The following is a 16513-nucleotide window of genomic DNA, read 5'->3' as shown; positions in this document are numbered from 1 at the left end:
TTTGCTCCGTCAAACCGGCAGGTCAGTTCGCCTTGCCGACATAGCTCTGCTCGTAAACATCGACCACGATGCGCGTACCGCTTTCGATGTGCGGCGGCACCATGATGCGCACGCCATTATCGAGCACGGCAGGCTTGTAACTGGACGACGCCGTCTGCCCCTTAACAACGGCATCGGCTTCCACGATTTCGGCCTCGATCTGCTGCGGCAGCTGGACGCTGATGGGGCGCTCTTCCCACATTTCCAGCTGCACCTGCATGCCGTCCTGCAAGAACGGGCGCGCATCGCCCAGAAGGTCTGCCGGCAGGTTGATCTGCTCGTATGTATTCGTGTCCATGAAGACCAGCATGTCGCCGTCTTCGTAAAGGAATTGATATTCCTGCGTGTCGAGGCGCACCTTCTCGACCGTATCGGCGCTGCGGAAGCGCACATTGGTCTTGCGGCCATCCATGAGGTTCTTCATCTCGACCTGCATGTAAGCCCCGCCCTTGCCGGGCTGGGTATGCTGGATCCTGGCGACTTTCCAGATGCCGCCTTCATATTCGATGATGTTGCCGGGACGAATGTCCACGCCGCTGATCTTCATGGGATCTGACCTTGAGAATGAGAAAGAATTGGGCCGCGCCCTACCCGAGGGCGCGCCATCGGGCAAGCGAAGCCGTGTTCATGACGCACTCAGGCTTTTCTGCTAAGGCGCGCGCCATGAAAGCAGCCTCCGCCATTCTCGCCTTCGCCGCACTCGGCATAAGCGCCCCCGCCATCGCCGATGACGATATCGGCACGATAGCCAGAGGCCAATATGTTTGCGAGCTGCCGGGCGATGCAGGCGGGCCTGCAGGGATTGCACAGCCGCAGGAAAGCTTCCGCATCGAAAGCGCGTCACGCTATTCGTCCCCTCAGGGATCGGGCACGTATTTGCGCCGCGGCGACCGTGTCATCATGACCAGCGGACCGCGAAATGGCGATAGCTACCGGATCACCGGGCGCGGCTTCCTGCGCAAGCTGGAGAACGGCGAGCCGGGCCGGCTGCGCTGCCTTCGACAGGGAAGGTAACAGAGGCTCAGATCAGCGAGAGCGGCTTGCACGCACGAGCAGCGGATAGGGATTGACCGATGTGGAAGGCTCCCACCATTCGGCGCTGGGCGTCGTGCGCATCACTTCGAAATGCAGATGCGGCGCAGTCGGGTCGGCATTTCCGCTGGAACCCACCGTGCCCAGTCTTTGCCCACGGCGCACGCGCTGCCCTTCATTCAGGCCCGGGGCGTAATTTTCGAGATGCGCATAGTAGTAGATCGTCTCGCGATCCTCCGAGCGGACATAGACCGTGTTTCCGCCAGCATCCGATTGGAAGATCCGCTCCACCGTCCCCGGCGCCGCAGCCACTACTGACGTGCCGGAAGGCGCCATGATGTCGATACCTTCGTGAAGCCGCGTGCCGCCGCCTCTTTCATCGGAGAAACTGTCGGTCAAATCGGTGGCGGCGACATCGAGCACCGGAATCATCAGTGTCGCGCTTTGCTGGTCTGACAGCACCGTGGCGCTCTCGCGCTGCGTAATTCGACTGGCCTCCGCTCCCTCCGCTTCCGGTGTCGCATCCTTGGTGGGGACGCTGCGCTCTTCCAGCTGGCGGTCGATTTGGTCCGCTTCATCCCGGTCGAGCAGGATGCCGCCGGCCACGATCCATCCCGCCGAAACGACCGTTGCGGTGACCACCGCGACCTGCAGCTTTTCGACGAAGGAGGATGCCATCAGCTCTCAAAAATTACCTGTGTCTCTGTATCAACCATAGCAGAAAGCCGCGCCGCATCCCAATTCGTCAGGCGCACACAGCCACTGCTCTGCGCACGGCCAATGGTTTCGGGATCGGGCGTGCCATGAATGCCGTAATGCTCTTTCGACAGGTCGATCCACACCACGCCTACGGGGCCGTTGGGACCGGGCGGAAGGGTGTATTCCTGTTCATCCGAATTCTCGAGGCCGAGGACTTCCGGATCATACGAATAGGGCGGATTGTACGCTTCGCCGACAATATCCCATTCGCCCAGCGGAAGCGGGAATTCGCTGGAGCCGGAGCTGACAGTAAAGAGCGCAACCAGTTCATCGCCCTGATAGGCTTTCAATGTACTGCCGGACTTGCTCACCACGATGCGATCGACTTGCGGTTGCTCCGAGCCCACGCCGAGGCTGGCCATGGTCTGCTGCCAGCTGCGATCTTCGACCGAGCCGGGCGCGATACGGTCGGCGCCGATATTGGGAACTCGGATTTGTTGCCCGGCTGTGAAAAAGCCTTGGCTATTGCTGGCCGTCGCCGTGCCGGTTGGGGTTGGTGTCGGCGTGGCGCTTGCCGACGCGCTGCTTTCAGGTGTCTCGCCGCCGGTTGGGCTGACCGCTCCGGCAGGACGACCATTGGGGTTGAGCTCACGCAGCACTTCGACAGTCGTATGAAAGCGCTCGGCGAGGCGCTCATCCAGTGACTTGTAGCCCAAGCGCACCATCTCTGCCTTGGCGGCGGTGTCTTCGGGAATGTCTACATACTCGGCATCACCCCAGCTTGCGGGGATCGTCACCACGCGCGTTGCGGGAACACGCTCCCACTCGGAAAGCGCCTCCTCCGTTTCCTCATTCAGTTCACCTGTCATTTCAAGGCCGTTCGCTTCCTGAAAGCCTTCCAGGGCGTTGCGCGTGCTCATACCCATCGCGCCGTCGATCACGCCAGGGCCGAAGCCTTCACGATCGAGAACGACCTGCAATTGCATGGTGGGGCGTTCTTCACTGTCCGCGATAGTTTCCGTATTGCCGGAGCTATCGTCCTCGGACATGCCCTCGGCATCGCTATTCATCTCCGCACTGTTGCGACCGTTCGATAGGTAAGGCCTGTCATCCGATGCCATGCTGTCGGCGTAATTGTCCGAACCGGCGGTTTCGTATCCTTGATCCGCGTCGGCAGATTGCTCGGCGGTGGCGGAAGTGTCGGCCTCCGTGCCCTCGTCGGCGCCGCATGCGGCGAGTGGGAGAACGAACAGGAGCGGAAGGATGATGCGTTTCATGGCGGAGGCCCTTTCTGGCGACGCGATGCGCGTCTTCCTCTCCCCAACCCACCAGCGCCGATTACTTTCCGGACATCGCCGGCTTTTCTGACGCTTCGACTGCCGATCTAGCGCAACTTCTCTTTGAAAGCCTCGATAGCCGCGACTTCGTCCCCGCCCCACACAGCGTTGGACACGGCGAGGAAATCCGCGCCTGCCTCCACCAGCGGTCGGCAATTGTCCGGCGTGATGCCACCGATGGCTACGCAAGGGATTTCGAAGAGCTGGCTCCACCATTCGAGCACATCGGGCTCCGGTCGATGTTCGCTCATCTTGGTCTGGCTCGGGAAGAAAGCACCGAACGCAATATAGTCAGCCCCGGCCTCGCCTGCTTCCATCGCCAGGTGGCGGCTGGCATGGCAGGTGACGCCTATCTGCACCTCGCGACCCAGCACCTCGCGCGCCTCGCGGATGTCGCCATCAGACTGGCCCAAATGCACACCATCCGCTTTCAGGCGTTTGGCCAGGGGCACGCTGTCATTGACGATAAATCCTACCTCATGCGCGCCGCATATTTCCTGCAACGGAACGGCCAATCGCGCAGCCTCGTGCTGGTCGACGTCTTTCACGCGAAACTGGAAGGCCGTGGCCAAGCCCCGTCCTGCAAACAGCGCGCGCTCCAGCCGGTCGGGAAAATTTCCGCCGACATCTTGCGGCGAGATAAGGTAAAGCTGGCAATCGGATGCGTTCATGTTCCCGCCAATAGCAATCGGTTAGTATTCGACAAATGCCTATTCGCCCTCTTGCCACCTTCGCCGCGATCATCGCCTGTTCCGCATGCGCTGCGCCGGATGTGCCCTCATCCAACTGCTACGAAATGCCATGCGCTTCGCTCGGCGAACCGTTCGACACCGGCGAAGCCACTGTCACGCCGCTGGAGGTGCTCGACGACAGCCGCTGTCCGCTAGAGGCCGAATGCGTGACTGCCGGCATTTTCCGAGTGCGCGCGCTGGTCGAACGGGACGGACTGAGCCAAGAGGTGACCGTCGGCTGGCAGGAACCGGCACCCGCGCTTTCCGGCATGGTGCAGCTGCGCAGCGCCTGGCCCGACGCCTCGATTCACAACATGCCGATCCCGGCGCAGGACTACCGCTTCAATTTCAACTGGGTACCGCACATCGCAGATCCGGCAGGCGCGGATATCCAGTAACTGAAATCACGTTATGCTGGCGCAGTGAATGTCGTCGATAGCGCTGGCAAGGGCGGCGTCGAATTCGCTATCGTCCATCTGCGCGCGCAGCTCTTCCAGCAAGGCGCGGCTGAAGCTGGCGATCATGCCTTCATTGCGGCTGAGGTGTTCGCATGCCTCATCACGCGAGAAACCGCCTGACAGCGCCACAACCTTCAGCACCTTCGGGTGATCGACCAGTTCCTTGTAGGCATTCGCTTCGACCGGGATCGAGAGCTTCAGCATGATCTGCTCGCCTTCGGGCAGGCGGTCGAGCTGGGTCAGGATTTCGGACTTGAGCAGTTTCTCGCCCTCGGCGCGATCATCGGCCGTGATCGAGTATTCGGGCTCCAGCATCGGCATCATGCCATGCGAGATGACCTGGCGGCCCACCTCGAATTGTTGCGCCACGATATCGGCAATGCCCTGCGCGTCGGCGGAGTGGATGACCGATCGCTCCTTGGTGCCGAACACGCCGAGGCCCTTGGCGCGGGTCAGCAGCTCGTTTAGCGTCGGCATCGGCTTCATCATCTGGACGCCGTTCGCCTCGTCCTCCAGCCCCTTGTCGATCTTGATGAACGGCACCACGCCCTTCGCGATCAGCGCCTGCGGGGTCGGCTTGCCGCCCACTTCGCCGTCCATCGTCCGCTCGAACAGGATCGCGCCGACGACCTTGTCGCCCGAAAAGCTGGGCGAAGAAATGATGCGGCTGCGCATTTCGTGGATCTTGGCGAACATCTCCTCTTCGCCGTTATATTCGATTTCCTCGACGCCGTAGCCGCGCAGCGCCTTGGGCGTCGATCCACCGGACTGGTCCAGCGCGGCGATGAAGCCGTTGCCTTCGGCGATCTTGGTGGACATCTGGTCGAAATTCATCGGAAAGCTCCTCATTTTCCTGTTTCGACAGCCTCCTATTCGGCGAATCGCTGATTGCCAAGTTGATGAAATACAATCGTGTGGGCAGGTCTGGACGAGCAGCGCCGCAAGCACGGATCGCGGCGTGTAGGAAAGCGAAATGTGACCCATCGCCGTGCTCGCGCGTAATACCCGTAGACAATCATGGGAGACCCCGCTTTGACCCTCACGCCCGCACAGATGAAAATCGTCGAGAATTGCCAGCTCGACTTCTCGGACCTCAAGGCGGTGATCTTCAACGCCACGCTCAAGCATCCGGACGAGCCATCGCACACCGACACTCTGCTGGACGTGGTGGCCGACATCTTCGCCATGCAGGACGTCCGCACCAAACGGCATCGCCTGTCTGCCTACCACCTCGCCCCCGGCGTCTATCCCGATATGACCGAGCACGGCTGGGACCGCGACGACTGGCCGCAGCTCAGCCCCGATGTCTTCGATGCCGATATCGTCATCCTCGGCACGCCGATCTGGCTCGGCGAGAAAAGCAGCATCGCACAAAGCTTTATCGAGAAGCTCTATGCCCATTCCGGCGAAACGAACGAAAAGGGCCAATACGCCTTCTACGACAAAGTCGGCGGCTGCGTGGTCACCGGTAATGAAGACGGCTGCAAGCATGTGGCCATGGGCGTGCTGTACGCCATGCAGCATGTCGGCTTCACCGTGCCGCCACAGGCCGATTGCGGCTGGATCGGCACGGTCGGCCCCGGCCCATCCTATGGCGACGAACTCGACGATGGCAGTCGCGCAGGTTTCGACAACGAGTTCACCCAGCGCAACACGACCTTCATGGCGTTCAACCTGCTGCACGCCGCGCGGATGCTGAAGCAAAGTGGCGGTTATCCGGCGGTCGGCAATGTGCGCACCGAGTGGGATCGCGGTGTGAAGCCCGGCTGGCCGAACCCGGAATATCGCTAGGCGGAAGGGCTCTTCAGCGCCGCTGTGAGATTGATCGCGATCGAAATGCGCGTGCCGCTCCCGTGGAACGGGCGCACAGCGTGCTGCAGCCAGCTGGGAAAGAGCACGATCATGCCGGTGCGCGGGCGTATCGAAATTTCGCTGCCGACCGCCCTGCCCTGCCCGTCGCGCAGCAACAGGTCCGGCGCGGCCATGCGGATCGCCGGCATGCGCGGATCGAGCAATTGCAGCTCTCCGCCCAGCTTCGCATCGTCGTCGCCATTATAGCCGTCGTCGAGATAGGCGACGGCGGACCAGAAGCTGCCCGGATGGGTGTGATACTGATTGGCATTGCCGGCCGCGGACACATTTGCCCACATTTCCGGCACCCAACTAAAACGGCTGTCGTCCGGGCTCTTGCGATCCATCGTATGGGCATCGGCCATTTCCATCGCCTTGAAGGCAAGCGCCCGCGCCGCTTCGCCGCCCCATTCGAGCATGTCGGTATTGGAATGCCAGCCGCCGATATTGCTGATCGACACCCCCTCGCTATCGTGCGCCCGCTCCGCCTCCACCGCTTCGCGCAGCGCCGCCATGCCTTCCGCGCTGCGCAGCTCGTCGACGATGAAGGGCGTTGCAAAAAGCTGGTGGGCGACTGCCATGGCGTCAGGCGGTAAGCGCCGCGACGCCGGGCAGTTCCTGGCCTTCCATCCATTCGAGGAAAGCGCCGCCTGCGGTGGAGATGTAGGTAACATCGTCGGTGACGCCTGCATGGGCCAGAGCCGCCACCGTGTCGCCGCCGCCTGCGACCGATACCAGAGAGCCATCCTGCGTCAGCGCGGCGGCAATGCGCGCCAGAGCGACGGTCGCTTCGTCGAATGGCGGGGTTTCGAAGGCGCCCAGCGGGCCGTTCCATACCAGCGTGGCGCAGGTCTTCAGCACATCGCCCAGCGCTTCGACCGCTTGCGGACCGACATCGAGGATCATCTCATCCTCGGCCACCTCGTGCACATTGCATGTCCGCACGCTTGGAGGATTGGCGGCGAACTCTTTGGCCACGACCACATCGTAGGGCAGGTGGATGGTGCAGCCCGCCTCGTCGGCGGCGTCCATAATCGCGCGCGCGGTGTCGGTGAGGTCGTGCTCGGCAAGGCTCTTGCCGACATTCACGCCATTGGCAGCAAGGAAGGTGTTGGCCATGCCGCCGCCGATGATGAGGTGCTGCACCTTGCGGCTGAGATTTTCCAGCACGGCGAGCTTGGTGCTGACCTTCGCGCCGCCCACCACGGCAGCGACGGGTGGCGTGGGATTGCCCAGCGCCGCGTTGAGAGCCGTTAATTCCTTTTCCATCGCGCGGCCCGCATAGGCAGGCAGGTGATGCGCTAGCCCCTCGGTCGTGGCATGGGCGCGGTGCGCGGCGGAGAAGGCATCGTTGACGTAGAAATCGCCATTGGCGGCGATGGCCTCGGCGAAATCGGCATCATTCGCTTCCTCGCCCGGCCAGAAGCGGGTGTTTTCCAGCAGGCCGATATCGCCCGGGCGCAGAATGCCGACCGATTGCTCGACCACCGGACCCGCGACTTCGGGAATGAACATCACTTCCTTGTCGACCACCTTTTCCAGCTCGCCGACGATCTCGCTCATCGACATGGTGGAATGCCGCTCTCCCTTCGGGCGGCCGTAATGGGCGAGCAGCAACACTTTCGCGCCGCGCTGGCTCAGTTCCAGCATGGTCGGCGCGACGGCGTGGACGCGGGTAAGATCGGTGGCGCGGCCATCCTTCATCGGCAGGTTCAGATCCACCCGCACCAGCGCACGCTGGCCGGTGAGATCGTCGGGCAGGTCGTCGAGGGTCTTGAAGGCGGTCATAATAAGCTCCCAATCCTCCCCCGCTGGGGGAGGGGGACCGCGCGAAGCGGGGTGGAGGGGCACCTTGCAGGCTTTCCGGGCGGTGGTGGGTGCCCCTCCACCATCCTGCGGATGGTCCCCCTCCCCATGCCGGGGAGGAGCATTTAAATCAAATCAGCTTCGCCATCACGCCCGCAGTGTCGATCATGCGGTTGGAGAAGCCCCATTCATTGTCGTACCAGCTGACCACGCGCGCCAGCTTGCCTTCCAGCACGGCGGTTTCCAGGCTGTCCACGGTGGAGCTGGCCGGGTGGTGGTTGAAATCGCTGCTGACGAGCGGCTTGTCGGTGTAATCGAGCACGCCTTTCATCGGGCCGGTGGCGGCCGCCATCAGCGCTTCGTTGATCTCTTCCTTCGTCGTGTCGCGGCCCGGAGTGAAGACGAGGTCGATCAGGCTGACATTGGGCGTGGGCACGCGCACGCTGGAGCCATCGAGCTTGCCTGCCAGTTCGGGCAGCACAAGGCCGACCGCGCGGGCTGCGCCGGTGGTGGTGGGGATCATATTCTGCGCCCCGCCGCGCGCGCGGCGCATGTCGGAATGCATCTGGTCGAGCATGCGCTGATCGTTGGTGTAGCTGTGGATCGTGGTCATGAAACCGCGCTCGATCCCGACCAGGTCGTGCAGCACCTTGGCGACGGGCGAGAGGCAGTTGGTGGTGCAGCTGGCGTTGGAGACGATCACATCGTCCGCCGTCAGGCTGTCGTGGTTCACGCCATAGACGATGGTGGCCGACACTTCCTTGGCGGGGGCAGAGATCAGCACGCGCTTGGCGCCCGCATCGAGATGCGGCTTGGCAGCGTCGTGGCTCTGGAAGAAGCCGGTGCATTCCAGCACGATATCGACGCCCATGTCCTTGTGCGGCAGATTGCCGGGGTCGCGCTCGCTGGTGACGGCAATGCTTTTGCCATTGACGACGAGGTTGCTGCCATCGACTTCCACCGTTCCGGGGAAGCGGCCATGCGTGCTGTCGAAGCCGAACAGCAGGGCATTGGCATCGGTATCGGCAAGATCGTTGATCGCCACCAGTTCGAGATCGTGATCGTCACGCTCCAGAATGGCGCGCGCGACAAGGCGGCCGATGCGTCCGAAACCGTTGATCGAAACCTTCGTCGTCATGGAAAGAGCTCCTGCTTAATCGTTGATCTTGCTGATGATTTGCGGAACGATCGCGTCCGCAGTCAGGCCGAATTTTTCAAAGAGGTCGCCTGCCGGGGCGGAAGCCCCGAACCGGTCGATGCCGAAATTGAGGCCGTTCGCCATGGTGTAGCGTTCCCAGCCGAAGGTCGTGCCCGCCTCGATGGAGACGCGCAGGATTTCGGACGGATCGACATTGGGCAGCACGTCTTCCTTATAGGCCGCATCCTGCTCGTCGAAGAGCTCGGTGCAGACCATGGAGACGACATCGGCGCCGACGCCTTCCTTCTCCAGCCGGTCCGCGCATTCGAGCGCGAGATGCACTTCGGATCCAGTGGCGATGAGGATGACGCGGCGCTTATTGCCCGCTTTCTTCAGGCGGTAGGCCCCCTTGGCGCAGCAATCGACCTCGTCCGGCGCGTTGCGGACTTGCGGCAGACCCTGCCGGCTGAGCGCGAGGACGCTCGGACGGTCCTTCTGGCGCAGCGCGATTTCCCAGCATTCCGCCGTTTCGACAGCATCCGCCGGGCGCATCACCAGGATGTTGGGCATGGCGCGCAGGCTCTGCAGGTGCTCGATGGGCTGGTGCGTCGGGCCATCCTCGCCAAGGCCGATACTGTCATGCGTCATCACATAGACGACCGGCACCTGCTGCAAGGCCGATAGGCGGATCGCGCCGCGGCAATAATCGGTGAAGATCAGGAACGTGCCGCCATAGGCGATGATGCCACCATGCAGCGCCATGCCGTTCATTGCGGCGGCCATGCCGAATTCACGAATGCCGTAATAGACATAGCGGCCCGAATAGTCCTGCGCCGTCATCGCGCCGATGCCGCCCGCCTTGGTGTTGTTCGAGCCGGTGAGGTCCGCACTGCCGCCGATCGTCTCGGGCAGCTTGCCGTTGATCTGGTCCAGCGCCATTTCGCTCGCCTTGCGGGTGGCGACCTTTTGCGGGTTCTTCATCAGCCCTTGCGTGAAATTCGTCAGGCTGAATTTGTCAGGCAGGTCGCCCGCCATGCGGCGCGTGAACTCGCCTTTGTGATCGCTCTTATCGAGGCGGCCCGACCAGTCGGAATGCGCCTGCTGGCCGCGTTTGCCCGCCTCGCGCCAGTCGGCGACGATATCGTCAGGGATGACAAACGGGTCGTGCGTCCAGCCCAGCTCCTTGCGCGCCGCGGCCACCTCGTCCTCGCCCAGCGGAGAACCGTGCACGCCGCTGGTGCCGCCTTTGTTGGGCGCGCCCTTGCCGATCACCGTCTTGCAGGCGACGAGCGTGGGCTTGCCGGTTTCGGCGACCGCTTCGTCCAGCGCGCGGCGGATATCGTCGAAATCGTGGCCGTCGCATTCGGTCACATGCCAGCCGGTAGCGCGGTAGCGAGCGGCGATGTCTTCGGAGGAGGACAGGCCCACGGCGCCATCGATGGTGATGTTGTTGTCGTCCCACAGCACGACCAGGCGACCGAGACCCAGATGGCCCGCCAATCCGATGGCCTCGTGATTGATGCCTTCCATCAGGCAGCCATCGCCCGCGATCACCCAGGTGCGGTGGTCGACCAGATCATCGCCGAACACGGCATTCAAGTGCCGCTCCGCCATGGCCATGCCTACGCCCATCGCAAGGCCTTGGCCGAGCGGCCCGGTGGTCGCTTCGACACCGTCGAGCAGGAAGTTTTCCGGATGGCCTGCGCAAGGGGATCCCAGTTGGCGGAAATTGCGGATGTCCTCCAGCGTCGGCGCTTCATAGCCCGACAGGTGGAGCAGCGAATAGATCAGCATCGAGCCATGGCCCGCGCTCAGCACGAAGCGGTCGCGGTCCGCCCAGTGCGGATCGGCGGCATCGTATTTGAGATATTCGTTCCACAGCACGGTCGCCACATCGGCCATGCCCATCGGCGCGCCCGGGTGACCGGAATTGGCCGCCTGCACCGCATCCATCGACAGCGCGCGGATGGCATTGGCCATGTTGGTATAATTGGCGGAATTGGCGCTCATTGCAGGTCGCTCTCCATCGTGGGCTGCAGGAATTCTCGCGCAGCGATTCGCGTGCGCGCTGTGTGATGGTGCTAGCCTGCGAGGTCAAGCAGCGCACCTGTCCTATGGACCAGCCTGCCGATTTCCGCCCCAGAGTTATTCACAGCTTGCCCGCGCAACCCTTTGCGAAGGCCGGACATACGGGTATTTCCCACGATATGGACGGTGATCGCACCGCAAGGGCCCTGGCCCGCATCGAAGCTGCTTCGGCCCGTATCGAGGCAGCTACCGCCGCGCGTGCGAAAGCCGATCCCGACCTGCAGTCCCGCCATGAGGCGCTGCAGAAGGAAGCCGGCGAAGCGCTTGCGCAGCTCGATCTGCTGATCGGGGAGCTGGAGCAATGAGCAGCAATGTCACGCTGGAAATAGCCGGTCGCCGCTACACCATTGCCTGCGCAGCGGGCGAGGAACAGCATATTGAAAAGCTGGGAGCCGGCATCGATAGCAAGCTGAAATCGCTGGACAATCTGCAAGGCCAGTCTGCCGAGCGAACACTGCTATACGCCTCGCTCCTGCTGGCAGACGAGTTGCACGAGGCAAAGAATGGCGGCGGAACCGGGGCCCGCCCGCAAGACGACGACGCCCACGCCCAAATGCTCGAGAAAATGGCCGACCGGCTCGAAACCCTCGCATCGCAGCTTGAGAGTGCGCCCTAGCCACCCTAGATTGGCCATGGCGGTACTGCCCGGTACGATCTGGAGTGAAAATCCCTGAGGCTATAAGCAAATCCAAGGGAGCTGTCCCTGCCCGGTGCACCAGTTCGGCTGTGGCATCGATGCATATGGCGCCCACCTGACGTTGAGGCGTCAGAGGATTTCCAAGAAAACGGCCCATGGTGGTTCCGCCACTTTCTTTTTGCCCTGCCGCTTGCGCTACTTGAGGGCAGTATCTCGGACCTAAGGTCCGTTCGTGGTGAGCTTGTCGAACCATGAAATAGTCAATTTAGGCAATTCGCCCTTCGACAAGCTCAGGACGAACGGTTAGTCGGCGTCGCCAGTGAGTGATACAAAGACAGAACTCCGCACCCGCCTGCGCCAATTGCGCCGCGAGCATGCTGCTGCCCTGCCGCAGGAGGTCAGCGCGCTGGTATTTCGCGCACCGCCCGGCCCGGTGCGCGCGATGGTGCCGGAAAACGCCATTCTCGGCCTCTACCACGCGGCGGATGGGGAAGCGCCCGCCGCAGGTTATGCGCGCTGGTTTCAGGAAGCGGGACACCGCATTGCCCTGCCCCGTATCACCGCGATGGACGGCGGCATGACCTTTCACGAGCACACCGATCCCTTCACGCAGAGCGACCTCGAAGAGGGGCGGAAAGGCTTGATGCAGCCTGCTGCCGATGCGCCCGAAATGGTGCCGGACGTGATCTTCGTTCCGCTGGTCGGCTTTACCGCTACCGGCGCGCGGTTGGGCCAGGGCGGCGGCTTTTACGACCGCTGGCTGGCCGCCCATCCCGAAACCATCGCCATCGGCCTTGGCTGGGATGTGCAGGAAGTGGACGAGCTGCCCATGGAGGACCACGACATGCCGCTGCACGCCATCGTCACAACCACCCGCGTGCTCGGCCCGTTTGGAGACCATTTCGATGCGTGAAGAACCCACCTGGAGAATCCCTGTCGGCGTTCTCGGCCTGTTTGTGGCGCTTATCATTTACGCTGTGCTGGTCGCGGTCTTCGTATCGGACATTATCGGCAGCTGGCCGGTATTCTGGCAAACGCTGGTCTATATCGTGCTGGGCGTGATCTGGATCAGGCCGCTACGGCGCTTCCTTATCTGGATGGAGACGGGCAGCTGGCGCGAGCCGCCGAAGCGGTAACTATTCCGCTCACCCTGAGCCTGTCGAAGGGTCGTCCTTACTTGTGAGACGTCTTCCAAAAGAAAAAGCGATCCTTCGACAGGCTCAGGATGAGCGGTTTTAGAGGTTCGACAACTTTTTCAATCCCGCCCGCCAGTCCTCCGGCAATGCCACGGGCCGCCGCGTGCCACGGTCCACATAGACATGCACGAAGTGGCCCTCGGCCGCAGGCTCGTCCGACCCTTGCGCGAAAATGCCGATCTCGTAGCGCACACTCGAATTGCCCAGCTTTGCCACGCGCACACCCGCTTCCACCGTTTGCGGAAATGCGAGCGGGGCGAAATAGCGGCAGCCCGTTTCCACCACCAATCCGATCATCGCGCCGTGTTCGATATCCAGCAGGCCGCGCTCGGCCAGTTCGGCATTCACCGCCGTGTCGAACCAGCTGTAATAGGTGACGTTGTTGACGTGGCCGTACACATCGTTGTCGGCCCAGCGCGTGGGGATGGTGCGCCATGTCTTGTAAGCGCTTCGGGCGCGCGGATCGGGGCGTTTGCTCGCCTCATCGCTCATAGGGCAGCCTCGTACATACGGCGCGCATCCGCGCGCGTGATGGGAACCGGATTGTTCACCAGTAGCCGCTCCTGCTTCATCGCCTCATCCGCCAGCAGGTCGAGATCGTGCGCGCTTACGCCCACATCGACCAGTTTCGGGCTGAGGCCGATATCGGCAGCGATCTGTCGCAGCGCCTCGACCAGGCCCTGCGCGCGGGCCTGGGTGCCAAGGCTGGCAAGCCTCGGATCGACCTCCACCGCCAGCTCGGCGTAAAGATCGCGCGCTTCGGACATATTGTGCGCCAGCACTTGCGGCAGCATCAACGCATTGGAAAGGCCGTGCGGCACATGGAAATGCCCGCCCAGCGGATAGGCCAGTGCATGCACGCCCGCTACCGGCGCATTGGCGAAAGCGACGCCCGCCAAATAGCTGCCGCGCAGCATGGCATCGCGCGCCGAAAGATCGTCCGGCGTGTCGCAGACGGCGCGGATATTGGCGGCGAGCAGCCGCAGCGCCTCTCTCGCCAGCGCGTCGGACATGGGGTTCTTGCGATGGCGCGAGGTGAAGGCTTCGATGGCGTGGACCATCGCGTCGATCCCGGTCGCCGCCGTTACATGGCGCGGCAGGCCGGTGGTAAGCGTCGCATCCAGCAGCGCGGTGTCGGCGTAAAGCGCCGGGCTCACGATGCCCTTCTTCTCCGTTTCGCCAACGGTGAGGATGGAAATGGGCGTCGCTTCGGACCCGGTGCCTGCGGTGGTGGGGATCAGCAGCAGCGGTACGCCCCGCCCCTCGGCAAAGCCGACACCGTAAATGTCCGCGATATCGTCTCCACTGCCGTGAAGGTAGGCGACGGCCTTGGCGACATCCATCGGGCTGCCCCCGCCAAAGCCGACTACGCCCGCAGCGCCGACTTCGCGCGCCAGATCGAGCGCTGCCAGCACGCTCGCCTCGCTCGGGTCTTCCTGCACATCGTAGAACACGGCGACGTCGTGCCGTTCGCGCAAGCTGGCAAGCGGACGTTCGACCAGGCCGAGCGCGCGCAAATTGGCATCGGTCACGAACAGCAGCGGACCTTCAGGCACATGGGGCGCGAGATCATCGCTCGCGCCGAGGCCGCCGACCACTTTGGGACCGTAATCGAAAGTGTAGCTCGTCATCGCATGCAGCCATGCAGTCGAGCAGGCGGGCGCGCAAGAGTGCGGCGACCGATCAACTGCTAGCGATGAAGGAAATGTCCCAAGTGGCGCGAGTGACGGGACTCGAACCCGCGACCCTCGGCGTGACAGGCCGATACTCTAACCAACTGAGCTACACCCGCGCATTTAAGCGGCACAGCGCCTCTTGGGAGCCGCGCATCTAGTGGAGCGCCCGAAGGCTGTCAACACATGGCGCGCGGCTTTTTGAACTCTTTTTCTACCCTGCCAGAATGGTTGCGGGCGCCTCGATCTTTTTCTTCAGTTCCTGCACGAAAGCGGCGGCATCGTAGCCGTCGACCACGCGGTGATCGCAGCTGATCGAGATGTTCATCAGCTTGCGCTTGGCGATGGTCTCACCGCCCTTGCCGTCGGAGACGAACATGGGACGCTCGACGATGCGATTCGGGCCGATAATGGCGACTTCGGGGCGGTTGATGACAGGCGTGGTGGCCACGCCGCCCAGCGGCCCGAGCGAGGTGACGGTGAGCGTGGAGCCGGAGAGTTCGTCCGACTTCGCGCTGCCATCGCGTGCGGCTTCGGCAAGGCGGGTGATCTCGCGCGCCAACTGCCACAGGTTCATGCCCTGCGCATTGCGGATGACCGGCACCATCAGCCCGCCATCGGTCATGGTTGCCATACCCAGATGGACCGCGCCGTGGCGGGTCACCACACGCGCCTCATCATCGTAGCGAGCATTGATCATCGGGAAATCGGGCAGCGTCTTGCAGATCGCGGTAATCAGCAGCGGCAGCATGGTAAGCTTCGGCCGATCGCCACGCGTCGCGTTAAGCTGCGCACGCGCTTCTTCCAGCGCGGTGACATCGGTTTCCTCGACATAGGTGAAATGCGGGATGTTGCGCTTTGCGGCGGCCATATTCTCGGCAATGCGCTTGCGCAGGCCGATGACCTTAATTTCCTCGTCGCCGCGCGCGGGTGCCGCACCGGAGAAACCGCCCGAATAGGCGATGAAGCTGTCGAGGTCGGCATGGCGCACGCGCCCGTCCGCCTGCGGTTTCAACTGGGCCAGATCGACGCCGAGATCCTTCGCGCGCTTGCGCACGGCGGGGGTGGCCAACACCTTTTCCGTTTGCCCTGAGCTTGTCGAAGGGCTGTCTTTTACTTCTGCACTTTCGCCTGAAGAAGAAGGCAGGGCTTCGACAGGCTCAGCCCGGTCGGTGTTCTGTGTAGCAGCCGCATCCTCTTGATCGGAAGCATCCGGGTTCTCCACCTCGATGCGCGTCTCGACCTCCGAATCCTTCGGCGCAGGCGCGGCATCTTCGGCGGCGGCAGCTTCCTCCGCCACATCGTCGGGCACTTCGCCCTCCACCTCGATCACGATCAGCGGGCTGCCGATGGCGACCATGTCGCCCACTTCGCCGGCGATCTCCAGCACCTTGCCGGTCACCGGGCTTTCCATCGGCACGGTCGCCTTGTCGGTCATCATGTCGACGAATTCGGCGTCTTCTTCGATGCGGTCCCCGACCTTGACGTTCCAGGCGACAATCTCCGCCTCGGTGATGCCTTCGCCGATATCGGGCATGGGAAATGTGAACTTTGCCATAATTAGACCTTGTCGTTGGCAGCTGAATGCACCTGGACGGATCCAGTTCGGTCCGATTTCAAGGCGCGAGGATGGAGCGATGAGACCTCATCGTGACTGACGAGCAACGCCGATATAGGGCCGAAATGGCCCGCCGCTTCGCGGTTCGCTCTCGAGACCCACCGGACAGCGTCACGCCGCTTACGAGGGACAACCTGCCCGCGCTTCGCGACGTTCCTTGCCAGTGGGTCTCGAGAGCAAATCCAGGTGCTTTCAGCTGCCAACGACAAG

Annotated in this window: 19 protein-coding genes, 1 tRNA gene and 1 other RNA gene; 8 read left to right on the top strand and 13 right to left on the bottom strand. The window is 62.8% G+C overall.

Going from position 1 to position 16513, the window contains the following annotated elements; translation table 11 throughout:
- Nucleotides 1-22: 22 nt before the first annotated feature.
- The gene (efp, locus tag BMF35_RS08860) at nt 23-586 is read right to left on the bottom strand and encodes an elongation factor P (protein WP_047005629.1); all 564 of its coding nucleotides are present in this window, start codon (nt 584-586) and stop codon (nt 23-25) included.
- A gap of 116 nt (nt 587-702) precedes the next feature.
- Between efp and BMF35_RS08855 the strand changes: the two genes are divergently transcribed.
- Nucleotides 703-1053 (top strand): hypothetical protein, encoded by a 351-nt coding sequence (locus BMF35_RS08855; RefSeq protein ID WP_052765884.1) that lies wholly within the window; start codon nt 703-705, stop codon nt 1051-1053.
- Between the two features lie 12 nt (nt 1054-1065).
- Here the strand turns inward: BMF35_RS08855 and BMF35_RS08850 are convergent, their stop codons facing one another.
- The 3 genes from BMF35_RS08850 to thiE all read right to left on the bottom strand — a co-directional run bounded on the left by BMF35_RS08850 (nt 1066) and on the right by thiE (nt 3778).
- A complete protein-coding gene (locus BMF35_RS08850; RefSeq protein ID WP_047005628.1) occupies nt 1066-1749 on the bottom strand; it encodes a M23 family metallopeptidase in 684 nt (227 codons plus the stop codon).
- The gene (locus BMF35_RS08845; RefSeq protein ID WP_047005627.1) at nt 1749-3047 is read right to left on the bottom strand and encodes a L,D-transpeptidase family protein; all 1299 of its coding nucleotides are present in this window, start codon (nt 3045-3047) and stop codon (nt 1749-1751) included. The genes BMF35_RS08850 and BMF35_RS08845 overlap by 1 nt, the downstream gene beginning before the upstream one ends.
- A 107-nt stretch (nt 3048-3154) precedes the next feature.
- Entirely contained in the window at nt 3155-3778 is a 624-nt protein-coding gene (thiE, locus tag BMF35_RS08840) for a thiamine phosphate synthase (RefSeq protein WP_047005626.1), read from the bottom strand.
- Nucleotides 3779-3813: 35 nt separating this feature from the next.
- Here thiE and BMF35_RS08835 point away from each other — a divergent pair, with 35 nt between their 5' ends.
- On the top strand, nt 3814-4236 hold the full coding sequence (locus BMF35_RS08835; protein WP_052765883.1) for a hypothetical protein: 423 nt from the start codon (nt 3814-3816) through the stop codon (nt 4234-4236).
- 6 nt (nt 4237-4242) lie between these two features.
- On the opposite strand, the gene BMF35_RS08830 is transcribed toward BMF35_RS08835, so the two are convergent.
- Nucleotides 4243-5130 carry a fructose bisphosphate aldolase gene (locus BMF35_RS08830; RefSeq protein WP_047005625.1) on the bottom strand — a complete coding sequence of 296 codons (888 nt, stop codon included), beginning with the start codon at nt 5128-5130 and terminating at the stop codon, nt 4243-4245.
- A 198-nt stretch (nt 5131-5328) separates the two neighbouring features.
- On the opposite strand from BMF35_RS08830, the gene BMF35_RS08825 reads away from it, so the two are divergent.
- Nucleotides 5329-6087, top strand: a complete 759-nt coding sequence (locus tag BMF35_RS08825; RefSeq protein ID WP_236781505.1) for a flavodoxin family protein — start codon at nt 5329-5331, stop codon at nt 6085-6087.
- On the opposite strand, the gene BMF35_RS08820 is transcribed toward BMF35_RS08825, so the two are convergent.
- The 4 genes from BMF35_RS08820 to tkt all read right to left on the bottom strand — a co-directional run bounded on the left by BMF35_RS08820 (nt 6084) and on the right by tkt (nt 11101).
- Nucleotides 6084-6728, bottom strand: coding sequence for a 2OG-Fe(II) oxygenase family protein (locus BMF35_RS08820; RefSeq protein ID WP_047005623.1), 645 nt, complete (start codon nt 6726-6728; stop codon nt 6084-6086). The genes BMF35_RS08825 and BMF35_RS08820 overlap by 4 nt on opposite strands.
- Before the next feature lie 4 nt (nt 6729-6732).
- Complete coding sequence (locus BMF35_RS08815) at nt 6733-7935, bottom strand: phosphoglycerate kinase (RefSeq protein ID WP_047005622.1); 1203 nt, start codon at nt 7933-7935, stop codon at nt 6733-6735.
- A gap of 148 nt (nt 7936-8083) precedes the next feature.
- The gene (gap, locus tag BMF35_RS08810; protein ID WP_047005621.1) at nt 8084-9091 is read right to left on the bottom strand and encodes a type I glyceraldehyde-3-phosphate dehydrogenase; all 1008 of its coding nucleotides are present in this window, start codon (nt 9089-9091) and stop codon (nt 8084-8086) included.
- A gap of 15 nt (nt 9092-9106) precedes the next feature.
- Nucleotides 9107-11101: a transketolase gene (gene tkt / locus BMF35_RS08805; RefSeq protein ID WP_047005620.1), complete on the bottom strand. Its 1995-nt coding sequence runs from the start codon at nt 11099-11101 to the stop codon at nt 9107-9109.
- Nucleotides 11102-11205: 104 nt separating this feature from the next.
- On the opposite strand from tkt, the gene BMF35_RS13630 reads away from it, so the two are divergent.
- From BMF35_RS13630 to BMF35_RS08785, 5 genes are all read left to right on the top strand, one after another.
- Nucleotides 11206-11484 carry a hypothetical protein gene (locus tag BMF35_RS13630; RefSeq protein WP_236781504.1) on the top strand — a complete coding sequence of 93 codons (279 nt, stop codon included), beginning with the start codon at nt 11206-11208 and terminating at the stop codon, nt 11482-11484.
- Nucleotides 11481-11795 (top strand): cell division protein ZapA, encoded by a 315-nt coding sequence (locus tag BMF35_RS08795; protein WP_047005618.1) that lies wholly within the window; start codon nt 11481-11483, stop codon nt 11793-11795. The genes BMF35_RS13630 and BMF35_RS08795 overlap by 4 nt, the downstream gene beginning before the upstream one ends.
- A gap of 19 nt (nt 11796-11814) precedes the next feature.
- A non-coding RNA gene (gene ssrS, locus BMF35_RS13990) (6S RNA) lies at nt 11815-11985 on the top strand.
- A 150-nt stretch (nt 11986-12135) separates the two neighbouring features.
- On the top strand, nt 12136-12729 hold the full coding sequence (locus BMF35_RS08790) for a 5-formyltetrahydrofolate cyclo-ligase (protein WP_047005617.1): 594 nt from the start codon (nt 12136-12138) through the stop codon (nt 12727-12729).
- On the top strand, nt 12722-12952 hold the full coding sequence (locus tag BMF35_RS08785; RefSeq protein WP_047005616.1) for a DUF2842 domain-containing protein: 231 nt from the start codon (nt 12722-12724) through the stop codon (nt 12950-12952). The genes BMF35_RS08790 and BMF35_RS08785 overlap by 8 nt, the downstream gene beginning before the upstream one ends.
- 99 nt (nt 12953-13051) lie before the next feature.
- Here BMF35_RS08785 and BMF35_RS08780 read toward each other — a convergent pair whose 3' ends face one another.
- The 4 genes from BMF35_RS08780 to BMF35_RS08765 form a co-directional block, all read right to left on the bottom strand.
- Nucleotides 13052-13504: an acyl-CoA thioesterase gene (locus BMF35_RS08780; protein WP_047005615.1), complete on the bottom strand. Its 453-nt coding sequence runs from the start codon at nt 13502-13504 to the stop codon at nt 13052-13054.
- Complete coding sequence (locus BMF35_RS08775; protein ID WP_047005614.1) at nt 13501-14643, bottom strand: iron-containing alcohol dehydrogenase; 1143 nt, start codon at nt 14641-14643, stop codon at nt 13501-13503. Before BMF35_RS08775 ends, BMF35_RS08780 begins: the two co-directional genes overlap by 4 nt.
- Nucleotides 14644-14727: 84 nt before the next feature.
- Nucleotides 14728-14804, bottom strand: a tRNA-Asp gene (locus tag BMF35_RS08770).
- A 95-nt stretch (nt 14805-14899) separates the two neighbouring features.
- The gene (locus tag BMF35_RS08765) at nt 14900-16243 is read right to left on the bottom strand and encodes a dihydrolipoamide acetyltransferase family protein (protein WP_047005613.1); all 1344 of its coding nucleotides are present in this window, start codon (nt 16241-16243) and stop codon (nt 14900-14902) included.
- Between the last annotated feature and the right edge of the window lie 270 nt (nt 16244-16513).

Source organism: Aurantiacibacter gangjinensis (genome assembly GCF_001886695.1).
Classification (GTDB): Bacteria; Pseudomonadota; Alphaproteobacteria; order Sphingomonadales; family Sphingomonadaceae; genus Alteraurantiacibacter; species Alteraurantiacibacter gangjinensis.
The sequence above is the reverse complement of the archived record's forward strand: the minus strand, read 5'-3'. Positions and strand labels throughout refer to the sequence as shown.

What these genes read in the sequence shown, in the direction of transcription:
- tkt (WP_047005620.1), bottom strand. Translation starts at nt 11,101, where the DNA reads ATGAGCGCCAATTCCGCCAATTATACCAACATGGCCAATGCCATCCGC.
- BMF35_RS08765 (WP_047005613.1), bottom strand. Translation starts at nt 16,243, where the DNA reads ATGGCAAAGTTCACATTTCCCATGCCCGATATCGGCGAAGGCATCACC.
- BMF35_RS08855 (WP_052765884.1), top strand. Translation starts at nt 703, where the DNA reads ATGAAAGCAGCCTCCGCCATTCTCGCCTTCGCCGCACTCGGCATAAGC.
- BMF35_RS08830 (WP_047005625.1), bottom strand. Translation starts at nt 5,130, where the DNA reads ATGAATTTCGACCAGATGTCCACCAAGATCGCCGAAGGCAACGGCTTC.
- BMF35_RS08845 (WP_047005627.1), bottom strand. Translation starts at nt 3,047, where the DNA reads ATGAAACGCATCATCCTTCCGCTCCTGTTCGTTCTCCCACTCGCCGCA.
- BMF35_RS08795 (WP_047005618.1), top strand. Translation starts at nt 11,481, where the DNA reads ATGAGCAGCAATGTCACGCTGGAAATAGCCGGTCGCCGCTACACCATT.
- BMF35_RS08820 (WP_047005623.1), bottom strand. Translation starts at nt 6,728, where the DNA reads ATGGCAGTCGCCCACCAGCTTTTTGCAACGCCCTTCATCGTCGACGAG.
- thiE (WP_047005626.1), bottom strand. Translation starts at nt 3,778, where the DNA reads ATGAACGCATCCGATTGCCAGCTTTACCTTATCTCGCCGCAAGATGTC.
- BMF35_RS08785 (WP_047005616.1), top strand. Translation starts at nt 12,722, where the DNA reads ATGCGTGAAGAACCCACCTGGAGAATCCCTGTCGGCGTTCTCGGCCTG.
- gap (WP_047005621.1), bottom strand. Translation starts at nt 9,091, where the DNA reads ATGACGACGAAGGTTTCGATCAACGGTTTCGGACGCATCGGCCGCCTT.
- BMF35_RS08850 (WP_047005628.1), bottom strand. Translation starts at nt 1,749, where the DNA reads ATGGCATCCTCCTTCGTCGAAAAGCTGCAGGTCGCGGTGGTCACCGCA.
- BMF35_RS08815 (WP_047005622.1), bottom strand. Translation starts at nt 7,935, where the DNA reads ATGACCGCCTTCAAGACCCTCGACGACCTGCCCGACGATCTCACCGGC.
- BMF35_RS13630 (WP_236781504.1), top strand. Translation starts at nt 11,206, where the DNA reads ATGGACCAGCCTGCCGATTTCCGCCCCAGAGTTATTCACAGCTTGCCC.
- efp (WP_047005629.1), bottom strand. Translation starts at nt 586, where the DNA reads ATGAAGATCAGCGGCGTGGACATTCGTCCCGGCAACATCATCGAATAT.
- BMF35_RS08780 (WP_047005615.1), bottom strand. Translation starts at nt 13,504, where the DNA reads ATGAGCGATGAGGCGAGCAAACGCCCCGATCCGCGCGCCCGAAGCGCT.
- BMF35_RS08775 (WP_047005614.1), bottom strand. Translation starts at nt 14,643, where the DNA reads ATGACGAGCTACACTTTCGATTACGGTCCCAAAGTGGTCGGCGGCCTC.
- BMF35_RS08835 (WP_052765883.1), top strand. Translation starts at nt 3,814, where the DNA reads ATGCCTATTCGCCCTCTTGCCACCTTCGCCGCGATCATCGCCTGTTCC.